The organism is Alistipes sp. D31t1_170403_E11, assembly GCF_015553985.1.
Taxonomy (GTDB): Bacteria; Bacteroidota; Bacteroidia; order Bacteroidales; family Rikenellaceae; genus Alistipes; species Alistipes montrealensis.
In genome coordinates this window covers 279,838-301,684 of the sequence record NZ_JADNHQ010000004.1, presented here as the reverse complement: position 1 = coordinate 301,684, position 21,847 = coordinate 279,838, and the positions used below count along the sequence as shown (strand labels likewise).

The window sequence follows — 21,847 nt, the reverse complement described above, 5'->3', positions numbered from 1 at the left end:
TTATTTGTACAACGGTCCATAATTCCCGCAGGCGCGGTAATCCGCCCCTTCGGGCTCTGTCCCGAATGCAGTCCACGCACTCGGGCGGAAGATTTCGGATGGATCGACGTTGTGCATGCACACCGGGATGCGGAGCATCGACGCCAGCGTAATGAGGTCGGCGCCGATATGGCCGTAACTGATCGCACCGTGGTTGGCGCCCCAGTTGTTCATCACCGAATAAACGTCGCGGAAGGCTCCCTGTCCGGTCAGGCGCGGGGCAAACCAGGTCGTCGGCCAGGTCTTGTCGGTCCGCCGGTTGATGATCTCGAAAATTTCGCGGTCGACATTCACGGCCCACCCTTCGGCTATTTGCAGAACGGGGCCCTGTCCCTTGACCAGGTTCACACGGCACATCGTCACCGGCATGTCGCCCAGTGTAAGGAAACACGACGAATATCCGCCGCCGCGCATGTATTCGCGCGATGCGGGATGCCAGGTCGTCGCTTCGAGGCACGCCTCGGCTTCGGCCGGAGTTATCTCCCAGAATGGCTTCATCACGGGCCGCCCGTCCTCCGACTGGCGGCCGGTGGCGTCGAGACAGCACGAGCCGGAATTGATCAGGTGGATAATGCCGTCGGCGGCACGCCCTTCCAGTTTCCGGCCGGTGACCCGCTCCACGGCTTCGGGACTCCAGAACGTACGCACGTCGGCAAACATCTGGGCCCGGTTGGTCACGAGGTGCATCAAGAGCATCGAAACGCCGTTGAGCGTATCGTTTTCCGTTGCGAAGGTGAAGGCCTCGCGGATACCGTTCCAGTCGAACGACGTATTGAGTATCGCCTCCGAAAAATCCCCGTCGGGCTTATAATCGGTCCACTGCCGCTGGCCCTGGAAACCGCCCGCAATGGCGTTATGCCCCATTGCTTCCTCCTCGAAGCCCATTTCGGCCAGCTTCGGGTTGCCGATCATCAAATCGCGGAAGATGAGCGTCATTTTGACCACGTATTCCCAGATGGCGTCTTTCTCCTCCCGGCTGTAAACAAGGTGCGCGGGGTTGTAATCGCAACCTTCGTTCTTCTTGCAGTATTTCTCCGTCCAGTCCATGGCCCGGCGAAACTCTTCGGGATCGTAAATTCCCAGTTGAACGCGCCGTTCGATCTCGCTCGCATCGACATATTCGTTGCGCATACCCAGATATTCCTGGAAAAACCCGGGATCGGGAATCGACCCGGCAATACCCATCGAAACCGAACCGATCGAGAGGTAGGATTTTCCGCGCATCTGCGCCACGGCGACCGCGGCTCGCCCGAAGCGCAGCAACTTCTCACGGACATCCTCCGGAATCGTACGGTCTCCCATATCCTGCACGTCGCGGCCGTAGATGCCGAATGCAGGCAGGCCTTTCTGGTTGTGCCCGGCCAGGGCCGAAGCAAGGTAAACGGCGCCCGGGCGCTCCGTTCCGTTAAAGCCCCAGATCGCCTTGGGCATCAGCGGGTCCATGTCGATCGTCTCTGCGCCGTAGCACCAGCAGGGCGTCACCGAAACGACGGCCCCGACGTGGTGGAGGCTGAATTTCTCGGCGGCCATGGCCGCCTCCTTCACGCCGCCGATACAACGGTCGGCAATGACGCATTCGACAGGGCTGCCGTCGGAATAGCGCAACTGCCCGGCGTAGAGCTCGGCTACACGCCGGGCCATATCCATCGTGGTCTCCTCCAACGATTCGCGGATACCGCCCCGGCGCCCGTCGATCACGGGACGAATTCCGATGCGGGGTTTCAAGGATTTCAGGTTCATATTTTTCAAGTTTAGGTTGTAATTTTATTTCATTGAACTGTTCTGTGCTGTGCTGAAATCTGGTGAAAAAAATTTTACAGGGAGCCCCGTAAAATTAAACGCGTGGGAATATAGATCTGCGGACGCTCCATAGTCAGGATAAAGCGCGCGGCGACCGCTCCCATCAGGTCGAAATCGGTGGAGATGACCGAAATCCCGTTATCCAGGATTTCAAAGACCGGCTCGTCGTTATACACGACGACCCCTACGTCTTCCCCGAGCGCCCAGCCCCGCATGCGGGTCAGGCGGATAAAGTCGATCAGGTGGCTGTGCTTCACGATCAGGTAAGCCGTCTCTTTTTCCAGGGCCGACGGGTCGATTTCGCTCACGATGCTGTAAGGAAAATCGTGGTCTTCGCAAAAACGCTTGAAATAAGGGATGCAGCTTATCGGATGCTCGGACCCTTCGGGAAACACGAAGACGATTTTCCGGTAGCGCCGGAACCGCTCCAGGCCGGCTACCATGCAGTCGTAAAGCGTCTGGTCGAAGCCCTGGCAGACATAGGCGAAACGCTCTTTCTCGAACTTCCCGAAGTCGAGCAGCAGGACCTTCGAGGGATCGAGCAAATCGAGTATCTCGGAATAGACATCGTTCTGGTAGTTCATCACCAGGTAGAGGTTGTAACGCCCTACGCTGTCGCGAATGATCTTGGTGAAAAGCTCTTCGCTGCGCTGGTGGAAATAAAGGTCGATTTTATAGTTAGCCGCGAGATTGCGCGTAATGGCGTCGTGCAACTGGTATTTAAACGGGCTGTACGTGTCGAGCAGAAGAAGAATCCGATGCACGGCGTTGCTCACATAGTAGCCCTTCGTCGGAGCCGAATCCACGATTCCCTGCATTTTAAGCTCGTTGAAAGCCTTGAAAACCGTATCGCGCGAAACGCCGTACTGGCGGCTCAGACCATTGATCGAAGGGAGCGGATCGCCGGGTGCATACTCGCCGATGGAAATCTCGTGGCTCAGGGCGTCAGCCAGTTGTTTGACCTTAGACATCTGTGATGTAAATACCAATTCCATATTTTACTGATAACAAAAATTATCGAAAGCCCGAAACTGTGCTGAGCTGTCCTGTTGTATTGCAAAGGAAAGGAATAATCCACAGATAACCAAATTTTTCCAACACATTTTTCCAACCGCAACCCGTGCAAAACCGCCGGAAAGAAGCGATCCGAAACGGATAAAATATACACAGCACACTGAAAATCAGCATCGTTAAATAAAAAATTCGACTCCTGATAGGTGAATAATAAAAAATAATAATACCTTTGCCGATAGCAAACAGCACAGCACAGCATAACCTAAAAAGAGAAATTATGACCCGAAAAACACAAATCCTGACCGCGATATTGCTGTTCACCGGCATATCGGCCTTCCCGGCCGGCAGATCGAAACCGCCTGTCGTTTCCGAAGCGACGCTTCTGCACGAAATGACCGACCGCGACGCCCTGGCCCGCCTGCCCTACCCGGCATACACCACCCGGCAGTTCAGCAGTTACGACCGCAAAGCCGTTTCGCCCGATCAGCCCGGCTGGTTCGGCAACGACGACTGGAGCATGTTCATACGCACCGAAAACCGCAACGGCCGCACCGAGCACGTGCTGATGGACGCCGACGGCCCGGGCGCCATCGTCCGGTTCTGGATGACCTTCGCCGGAACGGACTGCGGCCGCGGTACGCTGCGCATCTACATCAACAATGCAGCGGAGCCGGTGCTCGAAGCTTCGGCGTTCGAAATCCTCAGCGGCACGAAAGTCGCCGAAGAGCCGTTGGCCGCTTCGGTCTCGACGCTGATGCGCTACGATCGCCGCGGGCACAACCTCTACTACCCGATTCCCTATGCAAAGCACTGCAAGGTAACCTACGAAAGTCCCAACGTCTACGCCGGTCCCGAGCCCGAGAAACGCAAAGGAACGGAGAACGTCTACTACAACATCGAATGCCGGACCTACGCCGCCCCGACGAAAGTCGTCTCGTATACGGGCATTCCCGACGAGGGCCTGCACAAAGCCGCCGAAAACGCCCGAAAAACGCTGGCTGCGACCAAAAAGGCAGCAACCGGCTCCCCGAAACCGGGCTTCGTCCGGCTGAAAGCGACCCTTGCACCCGACCAGACGGCCGGACCGACCATCCGCGGAACGCGTGCCATCCGCGAAATCACACTCCGCCTCGAAGCGCAGGACCTGCCCCAGGCGCTTCGGTCGACCGTCATGAGCATTCGCTTCGACGGCGAACAAACTGTATGGATTCCTGTCGGCGAATTCTTCGGCATCGGCTATAAGGCGATGCACAACGATACGTTCTTCACCGAAACCGACGAACAGGGCACGATGAAGGCATACTGGGTCATGCCGTTCGAAAAAGAGTGCGAAGTATCGTTCCGCAACTTCGGCACGCAGGAGGTAACGCTGGAGGGCGGAATCGTCCACGCTCCCTGGAAATGGGACAGCCGCAGCCTCCATTTCGGAGCCGCATGGCATCAATACACCGATGCAAAAACAGGAGCGAACGGCAAATCGGCGCCCCGGGACATCGTCTACACCGAGCTTTCCGGCGAAGGCCGTTATGTGGGCGACTGCCTGACGCTTTACAACACGGTAAACGGCTGGTGGGGCGAAGGAGATGAGAAAATTTACGTCGACGGCGAGACATTCCCGTCGCATTTCGGAACAGGAACGGAGGATTACTACGGTTATGCCTGGTGCAGGCCCGAAGTTTTCACCGGCCATCCGTTTATCGCCATGCCTGCCGGCGACGGCAACCTCGGCATCGGATACACGGTCAACAGCCGCTACCGCATGCTCGACGCCATTCCCTTCTCGCGCTCGCTGCGTTTCGACATGGAGTTGTGGCACTGGCAGGAAGCACGCATGAACTATGCCCCGGCAACGATGTGGTACATGCGTCCGGGCGGCATCTGCAAAATCGCACCCGACACAGCCGGAGTGCGCCAGCCGGTCGTCCTGCGTCGCAGCCAGTTAGTTCCTCCCGTCCTGACGGCCGGGATCGAAGGCGAAGACCTCGAAATCCGCGGATGCACGGGCGGCAAAGCCTACGGCCAATACCGTACCAACGGACTGTGGAGCCAGAATACGCAGCTTTTCTGGCACAACGCCCCCGTAGGCTCCATGCTCACGCTCGGCTTCGAATCCGCCGTGGAAACCGCGGCCCGGTTTGAAGGCATCTGCTCGCTCGCCAAAGACTACGGAACATTCCGCATCTGCCTGAACGGCGAGGAACTGGCGCCCGCCATAGCGCTCTACGCCCCGGAACTCATCACCCGGGAGGTTCCGCTCGGAAGCGGGCATATCCGCAAAGGCGAAAATACACTGACGATAGAGGCCATCGCCCCGGCAACCGGTTTCACGGAGTGTTTCTTCGGCCTCGACCGGCTCGTTTTGCACCTGCAATAAGGGCCGGACAGAACAAGACCGTATGAAAGCCCCGCTCTTTTCGGTTAAGAGCGGGGCTTTCACACAGCCTCGAGTCCGACACGATCGCCGAAGGCAACCGTCGTCAGTCGAAGGACGAGACAAACGGTTTGGGGCGGATCATGGTCTCCTCGGTTACCTGCCCGAAACTGTCGGTAATGCGAATGGTAACGGGTGAAGTGGCCGAGGAGGCTTTGGCCGAGAAGAGTTTGCAGACCGGAGCCGGATAGCCCGGGCTGTCCATGGTCGCGTAGGAGGGAATTTCGTAGCAGAGCAGGTAGAGCGGGTCCTTATCCTGCTTTTCGGTAACGGGAAGCGACTGACCGTTTTCCAGGATTTCGACCTTCCATTCGGGATTGTGTTCCCATATCTTGACCAGTATTTCGTTCTCCGAACTGGAAACCGCATAACCGCCCATCGACGCATCGAACGCCTGTCCGCGGGGGCCCTGTGCCAGCGCAGGGGTCAGGTAATCGGCCGCCGAAAGCCGCATCGCGTTGCGGTCGTAAGCCCGGAAACGCTTGGTGCGCGACAGGTTGACGCCCTTGACGCAATAGTCCGCGACCCGGCCGCCTGAGAAGGACAGCGTGCCGTAGCTTGCGGGCGAACCGTCGGTGTTGACCGCCTGCCGCCGTTCGGCGAGCAGCGTTGAAAGCCGCCACGTGGTCCAGTGTCCCGACGTGCCGCCCAGCGTGTTGTAATTGTGTTCGGTGATGCGTCCGTTTTCGAGCACGGAGGTATACATGCGGTGCGTATGTCCGGAGAGGATATGGATGTTGGAGAATTCCCGGAGGCATTCCATCACCTCAGCGCCATTCGGAAGCCAGAAGCGGCCGTAGGTGGCATCGTTGTAGCCGTATATCGGGGTGTGAAGGGCCAATAACAGCGGGGCGGTCTTATCCTCAACCAGCGCGAGGTCCTTGCGGAGCCATGCCAACTGCTGCTCGGACACCGAGTAGCTCGTCTTGGAGTCGTCGGCAATCCGAACGTTGGGGTTGAGCACGACCAGATGCGCCCGACCCAAATTCACCGAATAGTAAAGCGGGCCCATCGTATGTTGGTAACGGCGGATTTCCGTCATGGCCTCCTCCGAAGCGATGTCGGGATAAAGCACATAGTCGTTCAGTTCGTGGTTGCCCGGAACGTTGAAGATCGGGCAACCAACCTGCTTGAGAAGCTCAGCGGCGTCCTCCAGCGTAATGCGTTCGCGATAGTTGGCGGCTACCAGATCCCCCAGATTGATCAGATAGGCCGGGCGTCCGGAGGCTTTGACCTCAGCGATACAGGCATTGATATCCGGGATGCAGCAGTCGGCGAACAGCTTCGGAGCCTGGGCCGCCGAAGCCGCCGTGAGGTGGGTGTCGGTAATAACGATCAGTTCGAAATCGTCGTTGGAAACGCGGGCGAGCGTGAAATCGACCTCCACGCAGGCTTCGGGATCAGTGGCCGCGGGAATCGGTTTATAGAAGGCCGTGAAGCGTCCTTTCTGCTCCACCGGCATATAATTCGGCGGCAGCGTTACGAACAGGTGCGGGTTCTGCCGCTGCGTGGCGAGCCAGTAGTGCCCATCCTCGTCCGTAAGGGCGATCTCGACGCCGTCGGACAGAACCACGCCCGCGATCGGTCTCCCGTTCGTGTCACACACCGAACCTTTGACGTTCATCCCCTCGCGGTCGGGAATCACTTCGCGGCAGAACCGCGCTTTTCCATATCGGAAGACCATGCCGTCACGCAAGACGAAGATCGCATAGTCGCCTGCCACGAAGTTGCCCGGCAGGACGAAATGCAGTCCCGTGTCGGTGGCAACCGTTTCGATCAGGTAGGAGTGCTGCGAAAGCCCCGCGTCGGTGAGGCGGACAACGTCGCCGGTCAGGAATCCCGATCCCGGGAGCCATATCGTACGCTCGTCGGTGATCAAGTATTCGGTTTCGCCGGAAACGCCGTCAATCGTGAATCCGGGGGCCGGCGACGGAGCGTCGTCGGTGCAGGAAGCGATTCCGGAGGCAAACAGCAACAGGACGGCCCACAGGATGAGCAGGTCGTGCGATGTGATTGAAAGAAGCGTTTTTTTCATCGGTAATTGAGTTTTAGTTGGAAAGACAAAAAAAACTGTTTTCCCCAATCCTCGCTTGCCGGGCCGTATCGAAAATTTATCCGATAGTCTACGGGAGGACAGAAAAACAATGTTCCCGTGTTTTCAAGCCGTAATTTACAGCCTGAAAACACGGGAACAAACGTTCTTTCACATCGAACGCCGCCTTGCGCAGACGGCATGCCGAACCGGGAGCTACTGGTGCTGGGGACGCAAAAGATCCTGCACGACCTTCACCGGGGAGAAGGTCGTGATGGGAACGTCGACGAAAACCGTGTTCCACCTGGCCATCGCGCCGTTCCAGAGGCCCGGCAGCTCCTGCGCGCGCAGGTCGCGGCCGCCGCTCGACTTCGAAGAAATGAAGCCTGTCGCGGGATCGGTATATTTGCGCAGGTCGAACCTGCGGCCTTTCGAGTCACGTACGCCGCACACGAGGTCCACGGGATTGAAATGGGTGGCAGACTTCATCAACGGCAGATCGTCGGGTGAGATCTGGCTCGACTCGGCGATCTGGAGCGACTCCGTGCCGTCGGGATTCCCGACCCAGAACGGGCCGCCGCCCGGTTCGCCCTCGTTGCGGACCATGCCGCAGACGCGGATCGGACGGTCGAGCACAGCACGCAGCAGCGCCGTATCGTAATCGGCGGGGAGTTTCACGCAAAGCCGCTTTTCGATAAATTCGGCAATCGGCTCCAGTTCCGCACCACCCACTTCGAGCGCCTTGAGGTACTCGAAAGCACGTTCCTGCAGGTCCAGCAGCACGCCGGCCAATACCTTTTTAAAGCGAATCGTGTCGCCGCGGCGGGCATCGGTCGTCACGTTGTCGATATTCTTGATGAAGACGATGTCCGCGTCGATCTCGTTCAGGTTCTCGATCAGCGCCCCGTGGCCCGCAGGACGGAACAGGAGCGAGCCGTCGTCCTGGCGGAACGGCGTATTGTCGGGATTGACGGCGAGCGTATCGGTCGAGGGCTTCTGCACCGAGAACGAAATGTCGTAACGGATGCCGAACTTATTTTCGTAGAAGGGGACCTTCTCTTCGAGCAGTTCCTCGAAACCGGCGACATGCTCGGGCGAAACGGTGAAATGAATCCGCGCGACGCCTCCGGCCGCAGCATAGGTCGCACCTTCGACCAAATGCTCCTCGACGGCCTTACGGGCCCCTTCGGGATAAGCGTGGAACGTGACCAGCCCCTTGGGTTTGCGGCCGTAGTCGAGCCCCTCCTTCACAATAGCGCTGACAATCGCCCGATCGTCGGCTCCGGCCGGCAATACGGCTTTCAGCTCGGGCCAGAAAGCGAATTTCCCGATGTTGTCAAGCAGCGTGTCGATGCCTTTTCCGCGTTTACCGTCGTTGACGAACTCGAATAACTCCTTGAACATGCGCGTCGCGGCGCCCGAGGCCGGAACGAACTTCACGACGCCCAACTGCGCAGCTTCCTTTTCATAACGCTCCGCGGCGGCATCGGCCTCCGCCGGAGTGACCATCAGTACACCGTCGCCCGGCGATGCGGCGCGCACGACGTTCAGAAAGGGAAATCCACGACGGAAGTTCTCCAACTGGGTCTCCGCCAGTTCGGGAGTGAGGCCGTGCTCCCGGATTTGTTGCAAATCTTGTTGCGTAAACATAGGTTATCGTTTTTTCAATGTTATGGTCGCATGCGACAAGTCCCCGCTCGGGGCGGGGATTTAGGGATGGGTCAAACCTGTAAACACGCCAGTACGCCGCGGCAACGGCATCCTGACACGGGATGCCGGCCGAAATACGCAATGACACCCTATCACCATTCAAAGTTACGCAAATTATTCGTAACTTTGCGCATCATGATCCGAGAATTTCACCAAATAAGCCTGCGCGGGCGCAACAGTTTCGGCGTCGAACAACGCGCCGCGCGCCTCCTGGAGTTCGAAACCCCGGAGGATTTGCGAACACTCTTCGCCGCAGGAATTCCGCAGCGGTGGACGGTGCTCGCCGGAGGCAACAACATCCTCTTCACGCAGGACTACGACGGACTGCTCGTGACCCCCGTAGCCCGGCAGATCGCCCAACTCAGCGACGACGGCGAAACAGCCTGCATACGGGTCGATGCCGGCGTCGAGTGGGACGACCTGGTGGAATGGGCCGTCGGGCGCGGACTGTGGGGCATCGAGAATCTCTCGCTGATCCCCGGCAAGGCAGGGGCCGCCCCGGTGCAGAACATCGGAGCCTACGGCTGCGAAGCCAAAGACGTGATCGAACGGGTCGAGATGTACTGCGTCGAAACGGGCACGATACTGACGCTCGACGCCGCGCATTGCGGCTTCGGCTACCGCGAAAGCGTCTTCAAGCACGACCTGAAAGGGCGCATGATCATCACAGCCATCGAAATACGCCTCTCGCATACGCCGTGCCCGAAACTGGGCTACGGCGACGTGGAACGCGAGGTCGAAGCCCGCGGGGGCACAACGCTGCGCAACATCCGCGAGGCGATCTGCGCCATCCGCCGCGCGAAACTACCCGACCCGGCCGTACTGGGCAATGCGGGCAGTTTCTTCAAGAACCCCGTGGTCGATGCCGCAACGGCCGAACGCCTGCTGGCCGAATACGCCGACATGCCGCACTACCCTGCGCCCGACGGACGGGTCAAGCTGGCTGCCGGGTGGCTGATCGACCGGGCCGGGATGAAAGGCCGCCGCGAAGGCCCGGTAGGCATCCACGAACGGCAGGCGCTGGTGATAGTCAACCACGGCGGCGCGACGGGCGGCGAGGTGATCGCCTTCGCCCGCAAGGTGCAGGAGACGGTCCGCGAAAAGTTCGGCATCGCGATAGATACCGAGGTGAATATACTTTAGGCGCGGCACGACTATGAAATATTTAGTTATCGACGGTTATCTGAACGGAACCGGGATACGGGATAAATATGAAGGCTATATCCCCCTATCCGAACTAAATCTCTCCGCGGCGCTTTCGGAAAGAATAGAACTGTGGCTTCAAAAATACTGGAATGAATTTTACGCAAACTATCCAAAAAAAGACAAGGTAGCGGATCTTGATGCGGAGGGAGTGGAAATCACACGAGCGGTTTCTCGCGAACTGCCTGAAGATTATAAATTGGAATATTTCTCGGATGCCCGGATGCAGTATATTCCATGGAAGACACAAAACGGCAATAAATAGGGACCCGGGACCTCTAAACGAACGAATCCAATGGCATTGTTAGACGCATTTCAACGCTACGTCGACGAGAACAACCTCGCCACGCACGACGACAAAATCCTACTGACCGTCTCGGGCGGCGTGGACTCGATGGTCATGCTCTCGCTGTTCACCCGCTGCGGCTACCGGGTGGGGGTCGCCCACTGCAATTTCCAGTTGCGCGGCGAGGAAAGCGACGAGGACGAGGTACTGGTGGAGGACGAAGCGAAGAAATACGGCGTGGCGTTCTACAACAAGCGTTTCGAGACCGTCGCCGAGATGGAGCGCACGGGCGAGTCGATGGAGATGGCGGCCCGGCGGCTGCGCTACGCATGGTTCGACGCCCTGAGCCGCGAATACGGCTACACGGCCATCGCCATCGCCCACCATGCCGACGACTCGATCGAGACCTTTTTCATCAACCTGCTGCGGGGGACCGGACTGCGGGGCCTTACGGGAATCTCGACCCAGGTCGGGAAGATCATCCGCCCGCTGATGTTCGCCTCGCGCAAGGAACTGCTGGAATACGCCGTTGCAAACCACATTCCCTTCCGGGAGGATTCGTCGAACCGTTCGACCAAATACCTGCGCAACAAAATCCGGCTGGGGCTGATTCCGCGCATCCGTGAAATCAACCCCAAGTTCACGAGCCTGATGAGCCGCAACCTCGCGCGCCTGACCGACGCCCAGTTGTTCATCAACCACGGCATCGAACGCATCCGCGAGGAAGCCGTCACCTCTCAGAGCGGGATCGACACGATCCACCTCGACCGCCTCGACCCGGCATTCCCGCAGGGTTTCGTGATCTACGAACTACTCAACTCGGCCTACGGATTCAAGGGCGACGTGATCGACTCGCTGTGCCACGCCCTCGAACAGGGCGCCACGGGGCGGCGCTTCTACGCCCGCGAGAGAGTGGCCTGCGTCGACCGCGGGAAGATCGTCATCGGACCGATAGCCGACGACGACGTATGCCTCACGACGGTTCGCAAAGGCGCCCTGCGCAGCTACTGCGGCAACTCGGTCCTCTACTACGAATATTGCGACATCGACACGATCAAGAATTTCGGCGTGCCCGAAAACATCGCACAGCTCGACGCCGACCGCCTGCAATACCCGCTCACACTGCGCCGCTGGCAGCAGGGCGACTGGTTCGTGCCGTTCGGCATGACGGGCCGCAAGAAGGTGAGCGATTTTTTGATCGACGCCAAAGTTTCGGTCGCCGAAAAACAGCGGCAGTTCGTACTGCTGTCGGGCGACGAAATCGTCTGGCTCGTCGGACGGCGCATCGACGACCGTTACCGCCTTACGCCCGACACGGAAAACGTGCTGCGCATCACCAAAGAAATCATTTAGAATGGCTAAAAGCGCTCTGAAATTCAAAGATTCCGTCGCCGAATACGAGCAGATCGCCGCCGACGTAGCAGCCCGCAAATTCGCAGGCATTTACCTGCTGATGGGCGAAGAGAGCTACTTTATCGACGCACTCTCGGACCGGCTGGCCACGACGATTCTCGACGAAGCTTCGCGGGACTTCAATCAGATCACCGTTTACGGCCGCGATTCCGAGGCAGGGCAGGTAATCAACCTCTGCCGCCAGATGCCGATGATGGGATCGTACCAGGTGGTGATCCTCAAAGAAGCCCAGCAGCTCAAGGGACTGGACAAGCTCTCGCTCTACACACAGAAACCGTCGCCGACGACCATCCTCGTGATCTGTCACAAGGAGAAAAACGCCGACAAACGTTCGGCCTTCTATAAGGGCTGCGCCGCGAACGGCGTGGTGCTCGAATCGGTACGGCCGCGCGACTACGAGATCGCGGCGTGGCTGCAACAGTTCATCCGGAAGAAAGGCCTTACGATCGACCAGAAAGCGCTTTCGATGCTGACCGACCACCTCGGAACCGACATTTCGAAAATTTCGAACGAACTCCACAAACTCACCGTATCACTGCCCCAGGGCACACAGCGCATCACCGACGCCGACATCGAGGCCAACATCGGCATTTCGAAGGATTTCAACAACTTCGAACTGTGCAAGGCCGTCGTTACGCGGGACATGGCCCGCGCGCTGATGATCGCCGAACATTTCGGCCGCAACCCCAAGGACAACCCGCTGCTGCTGACCATCATGGCGCTGTTCGGGCAGTTCAAGGAGATGTTCGTGGTCAACTACCTGCGCTGGCTCTCGCGTCACAAGGGACAGTCCTTTCCGCCGGACACCGAGCTGATGCGCATCCTGCGCAAAAACAACACGTTCGTCATCAATGAAATCAAGCAGAACGCCGCCGGATGGGACAACCGCAAGGTATTCAACATCCTGGGGCTGCTGCGCGAATACGACGCCAAGAGCAAGGGACTCAACACGGGAGGCGCTTCGGACGGCGAACTGCTGCGCGAACTGCTGTTGAAAATTTTCATGCTTTGACGGAGCTTTACCTATATCAGACCGTACACCTCGCCCGGGGACGCGCACGCAACGTCGCCGGACACATCGCCGTGCTCGACGCCGCATCGCACGACCTCTTCGGACGACGTTACGCCCCCGGGGCAGAACGGCTCGCGGCGCGTATCGAAGCCCTGGCCGCCGCGGAGCGTTATCCCGCAGGCGTGTCCGGATTCGTGCGCATCGAACTGCTGCCCGACGGCACGGAACGCCTGCTTCCGGCAGGAGTATCGCTCTACGACGGCTACGCCTTCCGGAGTCTTACGCCCGAAGCCGTGACGGTCGACTACGATTTGCCGCTTTCCGCCGCACCGACCTCTGCGCGCGAGGCAGCGGCGCAACTGGCCCGCTTCGAGGCCGAACTGGCCGGAGCCGAGGTCGCGGTGCGGTGCGACAGCGCCGGGATTCTCCGTTCGGCCGACGACGCGCCGCTGTTCGGCATCGGCGGCCACACCGTCCTGACGGCCCCCGGCCCCGCGAGCGTCGAGCGCGAACTGGCCGTCCGGGCCATACTGGCCGCAGGACTGGAACTGCGCGAAGAGCCGTTCGGCCGAGCCGACCTGCCTTACCTCGACGAACTCTTTTTCGCCGACCACCGGGGCATCACCTCCCTTTCGCGCTGCGACGGACGGCCGCTGATGACCCTCGTCGCCGAACGCGTCGCCGAAGCGATGGGGCCCGTTTAAGAAACAGGATTCCAAGCGACCGGCAGGTTAAAACCGATTATCCGGCAACCGGCCGCCCGCCGGAGAGGCGCCGAAGACCGCTTCTGAAAAAATAGAAACCGGAGGCTCCCCGCACACCCTATCTTTCGGGGAATAAAAACCCGGAAACCGTGAAAAAATACCTGTTGCTTTACGCCGTCGCCGTGACGGCGCTATTCGCTTTTACCTACCGCCGCTACCACGCCGAAAACCGGCGGCTCACCCAGAACCAGACAGCCCTCACGGCTGAAATCACGCACTACCGCACACAGGCCGGAGCCGATGCGGCCTCGGTCCGGGCGCTCCGGCTGCGGTGCGGGGAGTTCGAGAGCCTGCGCGCAGCCGACGCCAGAGAGATTCGCCGCCTCGGCATCCGAATCCGCCGCCTCGAAACCGCAGCCAAGGCCGTCACCGCGACCCAAACCGAAGTCCGCATGCCGCTGCGCGATACGGTTGTCGCCGGCATACGCGGCTCGCTCCCGGTACACGACACCATGCGGGTGTTCCGCTGGCGCGATCCGTGGGTCAGCGTCGAGGGTCGTATCGGCAAAGACTCCGTCGCCTGCCGCATCCGCAGCGTCGATACCCTCCGACAGGTGATCCACCGCATCCCCCGCCGCTTCCTCTTCATCCGCTGGGGAACGAAAGCCATCCGGCAGGAGATCGTCTCGACGAATCCGCATACGCAGATCGTCCATGCGGAGTATGTGAAAATCGAACGATAAAACTTTTTTCGAAGAAATCCGGCAGGCCCGTAGGGGTCGGCCGGATTTTTCGTGTCTTAGGAAAAACGACAGCAACCTATGAACCCTGACAAACATACCTGGGACCTCCTTATCAGCGCACTTAAAGGCACGCTCGACGACGCCACGCAATGCGAATTCGACCAGTGGACCGCCAAGGCGGAAAACCGCCGTTTCTACAACAGCCTGACCCGCGTGTGGCGCGAGATACAGCAGCGGGCCTCGGCTTACGAGCCCGACCGCGACCGGTTGTGGCAGCAGTTGCAGCAACGCGTCGGCGTCTACGAAATCCCGCAGGCCGACAAAACCCCGAAGCTCCGCCGGAGCCACCTGCTGCAAACGGCCATAGCCGTGGCCGCAGCAGTCGCTGTGACCCTTTTCGTGACCCGCACCGACACCTTACGTCCCGCAACCGATTCGGCCGAACAGCAACTCTGCGCCTTCGAAGGCAAATCGCAGGCCCGGCTGGCCGACGGATCGACAGTCTGGCTTCACGGCGGTTCGACACTCACCTACGACGCCCGCTTCGGAGACGGGGAACGCCGCGTGAAACTCCACGGCGAAGGGTTCTTCGACATTGCGAAAGATCCCGAGCGCCCCTTCACCGTCGAGATCGAAGGCCTGAAAGTCAGCGTCCACGGCACGAAGTTCAACATCCGCACCTCGGCCGACAACGACATATCGATTTCGCTGGTCGAGGGTTCCGTGTCGCTCGACTCCGGCAACGGCAGCCGCCGGCTGCTCCGTCCCGGGGAAATCGCTCGCTACAACTCCGATACACGCAAGATCGTCATCGGGCGGGGCAACGTAGCGATGGAGTCGTGCTGGGCCGCGGAAAAACTCTCGTTTGAACGCCAGTCGCTGGGCGAAATCTGCCGCTACATGGCCCGCTGGTACAACACCGAAATCCATATCACCCCGGCCATCGCACACAACTACGCCTACACGTTCACCATCACCAACGAACCGCTCGAAGAGATCCTGCGCATCATGAGCCGGATCAACCCTATCTCATACTCCTTTGCGAAAGACAACACCGTTACAATTTCCGAACTCGAATAAAACCACCCAACCTCCCTAAAAACGAATGCCTATGGAGTGACAAACCGACTACTTCCGACCGTTCCACAGCGGTATCCGACCAAATGCCGCCACAACCATCCACAAACTTAAAACCTCAAACATGATGCACTTTAGACTATTTGCAATCTTTTTGCTGCTGGTCTTCAGCAGTACGACGGTTGTATATGGCCAGACGCAGCAGGAACCGACTCTCGACATGGAGTTCTCCAACATCCCGCTCTCGGAAGCCATATCCCGGATCGAGAAGAACAGCAAGTACACGTTCTTCTACGATGCCAAGCAAACCGACCTCTCCCGGCGCGTAAGCCTCAAGGCGAAACACATGCCTATTTCAGCCGCCTTGAAGGAAATGCTCGCCTCGACAGGGCTGAACTTTACCATCACCGAACGCCAGATCGCGCTGATCCCGGCCCGCAAAACCTCCGCCACACAACGTACGATCAAAGGCGTCGTCAACGACTCGTCCGAAGCTCCGCTGGCGGGCGTGGCCGTCACGCTCGTAGGCGACAACACCCGCGGCACGGTGACCGAGGCCAACGGCAGTTTCTCGCTCCCGGTTCCCGACGCCGACGTGACGCTCGACTTCACCTACCTGGGCTATGTCGGCAAGAAAGTCGCCGTATCGGCTTCACAAAACAACGTGAAGGTCTTCCTGACGGAAGACGCCGTGAATATGGAGGATGTCGTGGTCGTAGGTTACGGAACCCAGAAGAAAATGAACCTCACGGGAGCCATTGCCACGGTGGATGAAAAACAGTTGCAGAACCGCTCGGCGCCCTCGGTGGCCCACATGCTCCAGGGATCGGTTCCGGGCCTTACGATCTCGACCTCGTCGGGTCGTCCGGGCAACTCCGCCGACCTCAACATCCGCGGTATTACCTCGATCAACGGCGGTTCGCCGCTGGTGCTGATCGACGGAGCCGAAGGCGACCTGATGAAGCTCAATCCCAACGACGTAGCTTCGATCTCGGTCATCAAGGACGCCTCGGCCGCAGCCATCTACGGAGCCCGTGCGGCATTCGGCGTGGTGCTCGTGACGACCAAGAGCGGCGACACCACGGGCAAGACCCGCATCTCGTACAGCGGCCGCTGGGGCTGGAACGAACCCACCACCTCGACCGACTACGAGACCCGCGGTTACTACTCGGTCTACGTCAACGACCTGTTCTGGCATGCAGATGCGGGAACCAACTACACGAACTACACCGCTGACGACATGATGGAACTGTGGGCCCGCCGCAACGACAAGGTGGAACATCCCGACCGCCCGTGGGTCAAGATCGACCAGCGCGACGGCCGCGACACTTATGCCTACTATGCCAACTTCGACTGGTATCACTACCTGTTCAAGGACGAGCATCCCAACACGAGCCATAGCATTTCGCTTTCAGGCGGCAACTCGAAGGTGAAATACATGCTTTCGGGCAACTATTACAGCGAGGAGGGTCTCTTCCGCCAGGATCCCGACCGTTTGCAGCGTATCAACTTCCGTTCGAAGATCTCGTTCGACATCAACAAGTGGCTGAAGATCAGCAACAACACCAGCTACTACAACTACCAGTACTACTATCCCGGCCCCTCGGGTGTCAATACGGCATTCTCGCTGGGCACAGTACACGGTCTGGCGTCGATGATGCCCTACAACCCCGACGGCACGAGCGTCTACTACACCTCGCTGTCGAAGTACTCGATCATGGACGGTCTGCCCACGATCATGAACAAGGGCGGACACTACAACAAGGACAAGACCGACAACATGTCGACCACCACGGAACTGACCTGGACCCCGGTCAAGGGGCTGGAGATCAAGGGTAACTTCACCTACATGTTCAACACCCAGCACAACGTCAACCGCCAGGTCAACACCGAATACTCGCAGTATCCGGGCGAGGTGAAAACCCTTTCGTCGGGCAGCCGGTTCGAGGACAAGCTCTACGAAAAAACCATGATGCACAACTACTACCAGGCCAACATCTACGGTACGTTCAACCGCACCTTCGCCCAGGATCACAACTTCAAGGCAATGGTCGGTTTCAACTGGGAGACCAAGTTCCTTAAGGATGTCTCCGCAACGGGTTACAACCTGCTTTCCGAAACGCTGATGGACCTCAACCTCATAGGCCAGGACGCCGACGGCGACAAGCGCATGGAGGTAGGCGGCGGTCAGAACGAATACGCCCTGATGGGCTTCTTCGGCCGCCTGAACTACGACTACAAGGGCAAATACCTCGTCGAGGTAAGCGGCCGCTACGACGGTACGTCACGCTTCAAGCGCGGACATCGCTGGGGCTTCTTCCCCTCCTTCTCGCTGGGATGGCGCATCTCGGAGGAGGCCTTCTTCGACGGCATCCGCGACCAGTTCAACAACCTCAAACTGCGCTACTCGTACGGACAGTTGGGCAACCAGAACGTCGGCTACTACGATTACATCCGTCAAATCTCGATCGGCAACCAGAGCTACCTGTTCGGCGGCAACAAGCCCGCCACGGCGACCATCTCGGCTCCCGTAGCCTCGAACCTCTCGTGGGAAACGAGTATTCACAACAACCTGGGTGTCGACATGAGCTTCCTGAACAACCGTCTGGCCTTCTCTGCCGACTTCTACATCCGCGACACGAAGGACATGCTCACCGAGGGCGTCGCCCTGCCGGCCACCTACGGTGCAGACTCGCCGAAAATGAACAGCGCCGACCTGCGCACCAAGGGTTACGAACTCTCGCTCAACTGGCGCGACGAGTTCCAGCTGCTGCGCCGCCCGTTCTCGTACAGCGTGACGGTGACTTTCAACGACTACGTCACCAACATCACCCGGTACGACAACCCCGACCGCACCTTCGCCAAGAAGTACTACGAAGGCATGCGCTGGGGCGAAATCTGGGGCTACCGCATCGGAGGTCTGTTCGCTTCGGACGAAGAGGCCGCCAACTACCCCGTCGACCAGACGAACGTCAACAACCGCATCAATGCCGCGGCCGGATCGGAGCGCGGCCTGCATGCCGGTGACCTGAAATTCCTCGATCTGGATGGCGACAACATGATCTCCATCGGCAAAAACACCGTCGACGATCCGGGCGACCGCGAGATCATCGGCAACAGCCAGCCGCGTTTCCAATACGGATCGACGCTCAGCATGTCGTGGGCCGGCATCGACTTCTCGATCTTCTTCCAGGGCATCGGCCGCCGTCACTGGTATCCGAAAGCCAACACCATCGCATTCTGGGGCCCCTATGCCCGCCCCTATGCAAGCTGGATGCCCCGCGACTTCCACACCCAGTACTGGACCGAGGAGAACCCCGATGCCTACTTCCCCCGTCCGCGCGGCTATGTGGCCCTGTCGGGCACCAACCGCGAGCTGACGGCCACCAACGACCGCTACATGCAGAACATCCGCTACTGCCGCCTGAAGAACCTCACGGTAGGATACACGCTGCCCAAGAAATGGACCCGCAAGGCGCTGATCGAAAGCCTGCGCATCTATTTCACGGGTGAGAACCTCGCCACCTGGTCGCCCATCCACTCGGACTACATAGATCCCGAAATGGCTGCCATGAACGACGAGATGCGCACCTACCCCTGGCAAAAAACCTATATGTTCGGTGTAGACATCACCTTCTAACCGTTTAAATGAGAAGAGAATGAAAAAGATTCCATTGATACTGATCGCGAGCTGTGCCCTGACGCTTTCGTCGTGCGAGGACTGGCTCGACAAATACCCGCTGTCGAAGATGTCGCCCGAGACCTTCTTCTCGAACGAAAACGAATTGCAGGCCTTCAGCAACAAATTCTATACGGCGTTCCCGAGCGACGGACTCTACAACGAGTACTGGGACAACCTGATCCACAGCGACCTGCCCCAGGAGATGCGCGGCGGCCGCACGATCCCGGCATCGGGCGGCGGCTGGACCTGGACCGGCCTGCGCGACATCAACACGCTGCTCGAATATTCGGTCAACTGCAAGGACACCGAGGTCCGGACGCGCTACGACGCCCTGGCCCGCTTCTTCCGCGCCTACTTCTACTTCGAGAAGGTGAAACGCTTCGGCGATGTGCCCTGGTATGCCAAGCCCCTCGGTTCGGCCGATCCCGAGCTCAAGCGCCCGCGCGACCCGCGCGAATTCGTCATGCAGCGCATGATCGAGGACATCGATTACGCCATCGCCCACCTCTCCACCAAACGCGACCTCTACCGCATAACGAAGTGGACGGCCCTGGCTCTCAAATCGCGGTTCTGCCTCTTCGAGGGAACCTTCCGCAAATACCACAAAATCGACGGCTACGAGCACGACTGGAAATGGTATCTCGAACAGGCCGCCGCTGCCGCCGAAGAGTTCATCAGCAACAGCGGTTACGGTCTCTACACCGAAAGTGGCACCAAGGAGGCCTACCGCGACCTGTTCGTATCGGAGGAGGCGCAAGGCATCGAGGTCGTGCTCGCCCGCGATTACAGCAGGAGCCTCAGTGTATTCCACAACAGTACGTTCTACTCGCTGAACACTTCGTACGGCCGCCCGGGCATAACCCGCAAGATCGTCGACAGCTACCTGATGGCCGACGGTTCGCGCTTCACCGACCGCCAGGGCTGGCAGACGATGGAGTTCAAGGATCAGTGCACCAACCGCGATCCACGCCTCGAACAGTCGATCCGCACACCGGGATACACGCGTATCGGTTCGACGAAAAAGGAAGTGCCGAGCCTGTCGACCTGCATGACGGGATACCAGCCCATCAAGTTCGTCGCCCCGACCAACTTCGAGTCCGACGGCTACAACCTCTCGTACACCGACCTTCCGATCATCCGCTCGGCCGAGGTTTACCTCAACTACGCCGAGGCCAAGGCCGAAATCGGAACCCTGACGCAGAATGACATCGACCTGACGATCAAGAAGCTGCGCGACCGTGTAGGCATGCCCAACCTCGATATGGACGACGCCAACGCCAACCCCGACCCCTACCTGTCATCCGCAGAGACGGGCTATCCGAACGTCAGCGGAGCCAACAAGGGCGTCATTCTCGAAATCCGCCGCGAACGCAGCATCGAGCTTCTGCAGGAGGGACACCGCTATTACGATATCATCCGCTGGAAAGAGGGTAAGACCTTCACCCAGCCGCTGCGCGGCATCTACATCCCCGAGGGAACCAAGGAGTACGACCTCGACGGCGACGGAACACCCGACATTTACCTCAAGAGCAAAGGCGAGACCCCCTCGACCAAAGCTCCGCTGGTGATGGAGATTGACCAGGACATCTATCTTTCGGAGGGCAGCTACGGCTATATCGCCCCCCACAAGAACAATCCGGGCGAATGGAACGAGGCTCGGGACTACCTCTACCCGATCCCGACCAACGACCGCTCGCTGACCGGCGGCGCCCTGACGCAAAACCCCGGCTGGAACGACGGGCTGGACCTCTGATTAAACAGATAACTTTAAAACACGACAAAAATGAAACATACGATCAAAAAATACCTGACAATCCTGCTGCTGCTCGGACTCAGCTGCAAGGTAACGGCATGCAGCAGCGACAAACCGTTCGACGAAACCGAAATCCCGCCCCACCTGAAACCCGGCGAAGGCGAGAAGCCGGATGTGGACTACTACCCGAAAAACGAGGGTACGACGCGCCTGGTGAGCTACAACGTCGGCATCTTCTCCAAATACACCGACAGCTACCAGATGGTCGCCGACATGATGACCGAAGCCAAGGCCGACCTCGTGGGTATCAGCGAACTGGACAGCTGCACGGTGCGCACGATGCGCGTCTTCCAACTCAAGAAGTTCGCCGAACTGATGGGAGAGGACTGGAATTACAGCTTCTTCCGCGCCATGGCCTACCAGGGCGGCGCCTATGGCGACGGCATCGTCTGCCACGAGAAACCCATCCGGACGTTCTCCGTTGCACTGCCCAAGGGCGACGGAGCCGAGCCGCGCGTGATGGTGGTCGCCGAGTTTGAGAAATACGTATTCGCAACGACCCACCTCGACCACGTATCGTCGCGCTCGCAGCTGGAGCAGGTAGCACAGATCAACAAGGCCATCGAGCAGGAGTTCGCCGCGTCGAAGAAGCCGGTCTTCCTGGGCGGCGACTTCAACGCCCGTCCCGAAACCACTACGCTGACCAAACTGAAGGAGGAATGGAAGGTGCTGAGTCCTCACGGGGAGAACGACTTCACCCACTCTTCGCAGAAGCCGAACAAGTGTATCGACTACATCATGCTGTGGAAAGGCAACGACGCCAAGTGCGAGGTGATCAGCACCAAGATCATGAACTCGTTCCGCAAGGGCGACATCAAGCAGGCATCGGACCACATCCCCGTAATGGTCGACGTCAAATTCTAACACGGACACGAACCCTAAAACCAA

General features: G+C 59.1%; 15 protein-coding genes. 11 read left to right on the top strand and 4 right to left on the bottom strand.

What is annotated here, in order from left to right; translation table 11 throughout:
* Both I2E69_RS10575 and I2E69_RS10570 read right to left on the bottom strand, forming a co-directional pair.
* On the bottom strand, positions 1–1,779 hold the full coding sequence (locus I2E69_RS10575) for an L-fucose isomerase (protein WP_195461178.1): 1,779 nt from the start codon (positions 1,777–1,779) through the stop codon (positions 1–3).
* Between the two features lie 74 nt (positions 1,780–1,853).
* Positions 1,854–2,834: a GntR family transcriptional regulator gene (locus I2E69_RS10570; RefSeq protein WP_195461177.1), complete on the bottom strand. Its 981-nt coding sequence runs from the start codon at positions 2,832–2,834 to the stop codon at positions 1,854–1,856.
* A gap of 296 nt (positions 2,835–3,130) precedes the next feature.
* Between I2E69_RS10570 and I2E69_RS10565 the strand changes: the two genes are divergently transcribed.
* Entirely contained in the window at positions 3,131–5,227 is a 2,097-nt protein-coding gene (locus I2E69_RS10565) for a glycoside hydrolase family 172 protein (RefSeq protein ID WP_195461176.1), read from the top strand.
* Between the two features lie 103 nt (positions 5,228–5,330).
* On the opposite strand, the gene I2E69_RS10560 is transcribed toward I2E69_RS10565, so the two are convergent.
* Together I2E69_RS10560 and I2E69_RS10555 are read right to left on the bottom strand one after the other, a co-directional pair.
* Entirely contained in the window at positions 5,331–7,319 is a 1,989-nt protein-coding gene (locus I2E69_RS10560; protein WP_195461175.1) for a calcineurin-like phosphoesterase C-terminal domain-containing protein, read from the bottom strand.
* 213 nt (positions 7,320–7,532) lie between these two features.
* The gene (locus tag I2E69_RS10555) at positions 7,533–8,966 is read right to left on the bottom strand and encodes a DUF4301 family protein (RefSeq protein ID WP_195461174.1); all 1,434 of its coding nucleotides are present in this window, start codon (positions 8,964–8,966) and stop codon (positions 7,533–7,535) included.
* A gap of 195 nt (positions 8,967–9,161) precedes the next feature.
* Between I2E69_RS10555 and murB the strand changes: the two genes are divergently transcribed.
* From murB to I2E69_RS10505, 10 genes are all read left to right on the top strand, one after another.
* The gene (murB, locus tag I2E69_RS10550; RefSeq protein ID WP_195461173.1) at positions 9,162–10,169 is read left to right on the top strand and encodes a UDP-N-acetylmuramate dehydrogenase; all 1,008 of its coding nucleotides are present in this window, start codon (positions 9,162–9,164) and stop codon (positions 10,167–10,169) included.
* Between the two features lie 13 nt (positions 10,170–10,182).
* Positions 10,183–10,494 (top strand): hypothetical protein, encoded by a 312-nt coding sequence (locus I2E69_RS10545; RefSeq protein ID WP_195461172.1) that lies wholly within the window; start codon positions 10,183–10,185, stop codon positions 10,492–10,494.
* Positions 10,495–10,524: 30 nt separating this feature from the next.
* On the top strand, positions 10,525–11,868 hold the full coding sequence (gene tilS / locus I2E69_RS10540) for a tRNA lysidine(34) synthetase TilS (protein ID WP_195461171.1): 1,344 nt from the start codon (positions 10,525–10,527) through the stop codon (positions 11,866–11,868).
* A 1-nt stretch (position 11,869) separates the two neighbouring features.
* Positions 11,870–12,940: a DNA polymerase III subunit delta gene (gene holA / locus I2E69_RS10535; RefSeq protein ID WP_195461170.1), complete on the top strand. Its 1,071-nt coding sequence runs from the start codon at positions 11,870–11,872 to the stop codon at positions 12,938–12,940.
* Entirely contained in the window at positions 12,937–13,644 is a 708-nt protein-coding gene (locus I2E69_RS10530; RefSeq protein WP_195461169.1) for a branched-chain amino acid aminotransferase, read from the top strand. Before holA ends, I2E69_RS10530 begins: the two co-directional genes overlap by 4 nt.
* Positions 13,645–13,793: 149 nt before the next feature.
* On the top strand, positions 13,794–14,387 hold the full coding sequence (locus I2E69_RS10525; protein ID WP_195461168.1) for a DUF6549 family protein: 594 nt from the start codon (positions 13,794–13,796) through the stop codon (positions 14,385–14,387).
* A 78-nt stretch (positions 14,388–14,465) separates the two neighbouring features.
* The gene (locus I2E69_RS10520) at positions 14,466–15,467 is read left to right on the top strand and encodes a FecR family protein (RefSeq protein ID WP_195461167.1); all 1,002 of its coding nucleotides are present in this window, start codon (positions 14,466–14,468) and stop codon (positions 15,465–15,467) included.
* 121 nt (positions 15,468–15,588) lie between these two features.
* Positions 15,589–19,104 carry a TonB-dependent receptor gene (locus I2E69_RS10515; protein ID WP_195461166.1) on the top strand — a complete coding sequence of 1,172 codons (3,516 nt, stop codon included), beginning with the start codon at positions 15,589–15,591 and terminating at the stop codon, positions 19,102–19,104.
* A 19-nt stretch (positions 19,105–19,123) separates the two neighbouring features.
* Positions 19,124–20,899, top strand: a complete 1,776-nt coding sequence (locus I2E69_RS10510; RefSeq protein WP_195461165.1) for a RagB/SusD family nutrient uptake outer membrane protein — start codon at positions 19,124–19,126, stop codon at positions 20,897–20,899.
* A 30-nt stretch (positions 20,900–20,929) separates the two neighbouring features.
* Positions 20,930–21,823: an endonuclease/exonuclease/phosphatase family protein gene (locus I2E69_RS10505; RefSeq protein WP_195461164.1), complete on the top strand. Its 894-nt coding sequence runs from the start codon at positions 20,930–20,932 to the stop codon at positions 21,821–21,823.
* The last annotated feature ends 24 nt before the right edge of the window (positions 21,824–21,847 follow it).

Coding starts and splice junctions, on each gene's coding strand:
- I2E69_RS10575 (WP_195461178.1), bottom strand. CDS start 1,779: ATGAACCTGAAATCCTTGAAACCCCGCATCGGAATTCGTCCCGTGATC.
- I2E69_RS10570 (WP_195461177.1), bottom strand. CDS start 2,834: ATGGAATTGGTATTTACATCACAGATGTCTAAGGTCAAACAACTGGCT.
- I2E69_RS10565 (WP_195461176.1), top strand. CDS start 3,131: ATGACCCGAAAAACACAAATCCTGACCGCGATATTGCTGTTCACCGGC.
- I2E69_RS10560 (WP_195461175.1), bottom strand. CDS start 7,319: ATGAAAAAAACGCTTCTTTCAATCACATCGCACGACCTGCTCATCCTG.
- I2E69_RS10555 (WP_195461174.1), bottom strand. CDS start 8,966: ATGTTTACGCAACAAGATTTGCAACAAATCCGGGAGCACGGCCTCACT.
- murB (WP_195461173.1), top strand. CDS start 9,162: ATGATCCGAGAATTTCACCAAATAAGCCTGCGCGGGCGCAACAGTTTC.
- I2E69_RS10545 (WP_195461172.1), top strand. CDS start 10,183: ATGAAATATTTAGTTATCGACGGTTATCTGAACGGAACCGGGATACGG.
- tilS (WP_195461171.1), top strand. CDS start 10,525: ATGGCATTGTTAGACGCATTTCAACGCTACGTCGACGAGAACAACCTC.
- holA (WP_195461170.1), top strand. CDS start 11,870: ATGGCTAAAAGCGCTCTGAAATTCAAAGATTCCGTCGCCGAATACGAG.
- I2E69_RS10520 (WP_195461167.1), top strand. CDS start 14,466: ATGAACCCTGACAAACATACCTGGGACCTCCTTATCAGCGCACTTAAA.
- I2E69_RS10515 (WP_195461166.1), top strand. CDS start 15,589: ATGATGCACTTTAGACTATTTGCAATCTTTTTGCTGCTGGTCTTCAGC.
- I2E69_RS10510 (WP_195461165.1), top strand. CDS start 19,124: ATGAAAAAGATTCCATTGATACTGATCGCGAGCTGTGCCCTGACGCTT.
- I2E69_RS10505 (WP_195461164.1), top strand. CDS start 20,930: ATGAAACATACGATCAAAAAATACCTGACAATCCTGCTGCTGCTCGGA.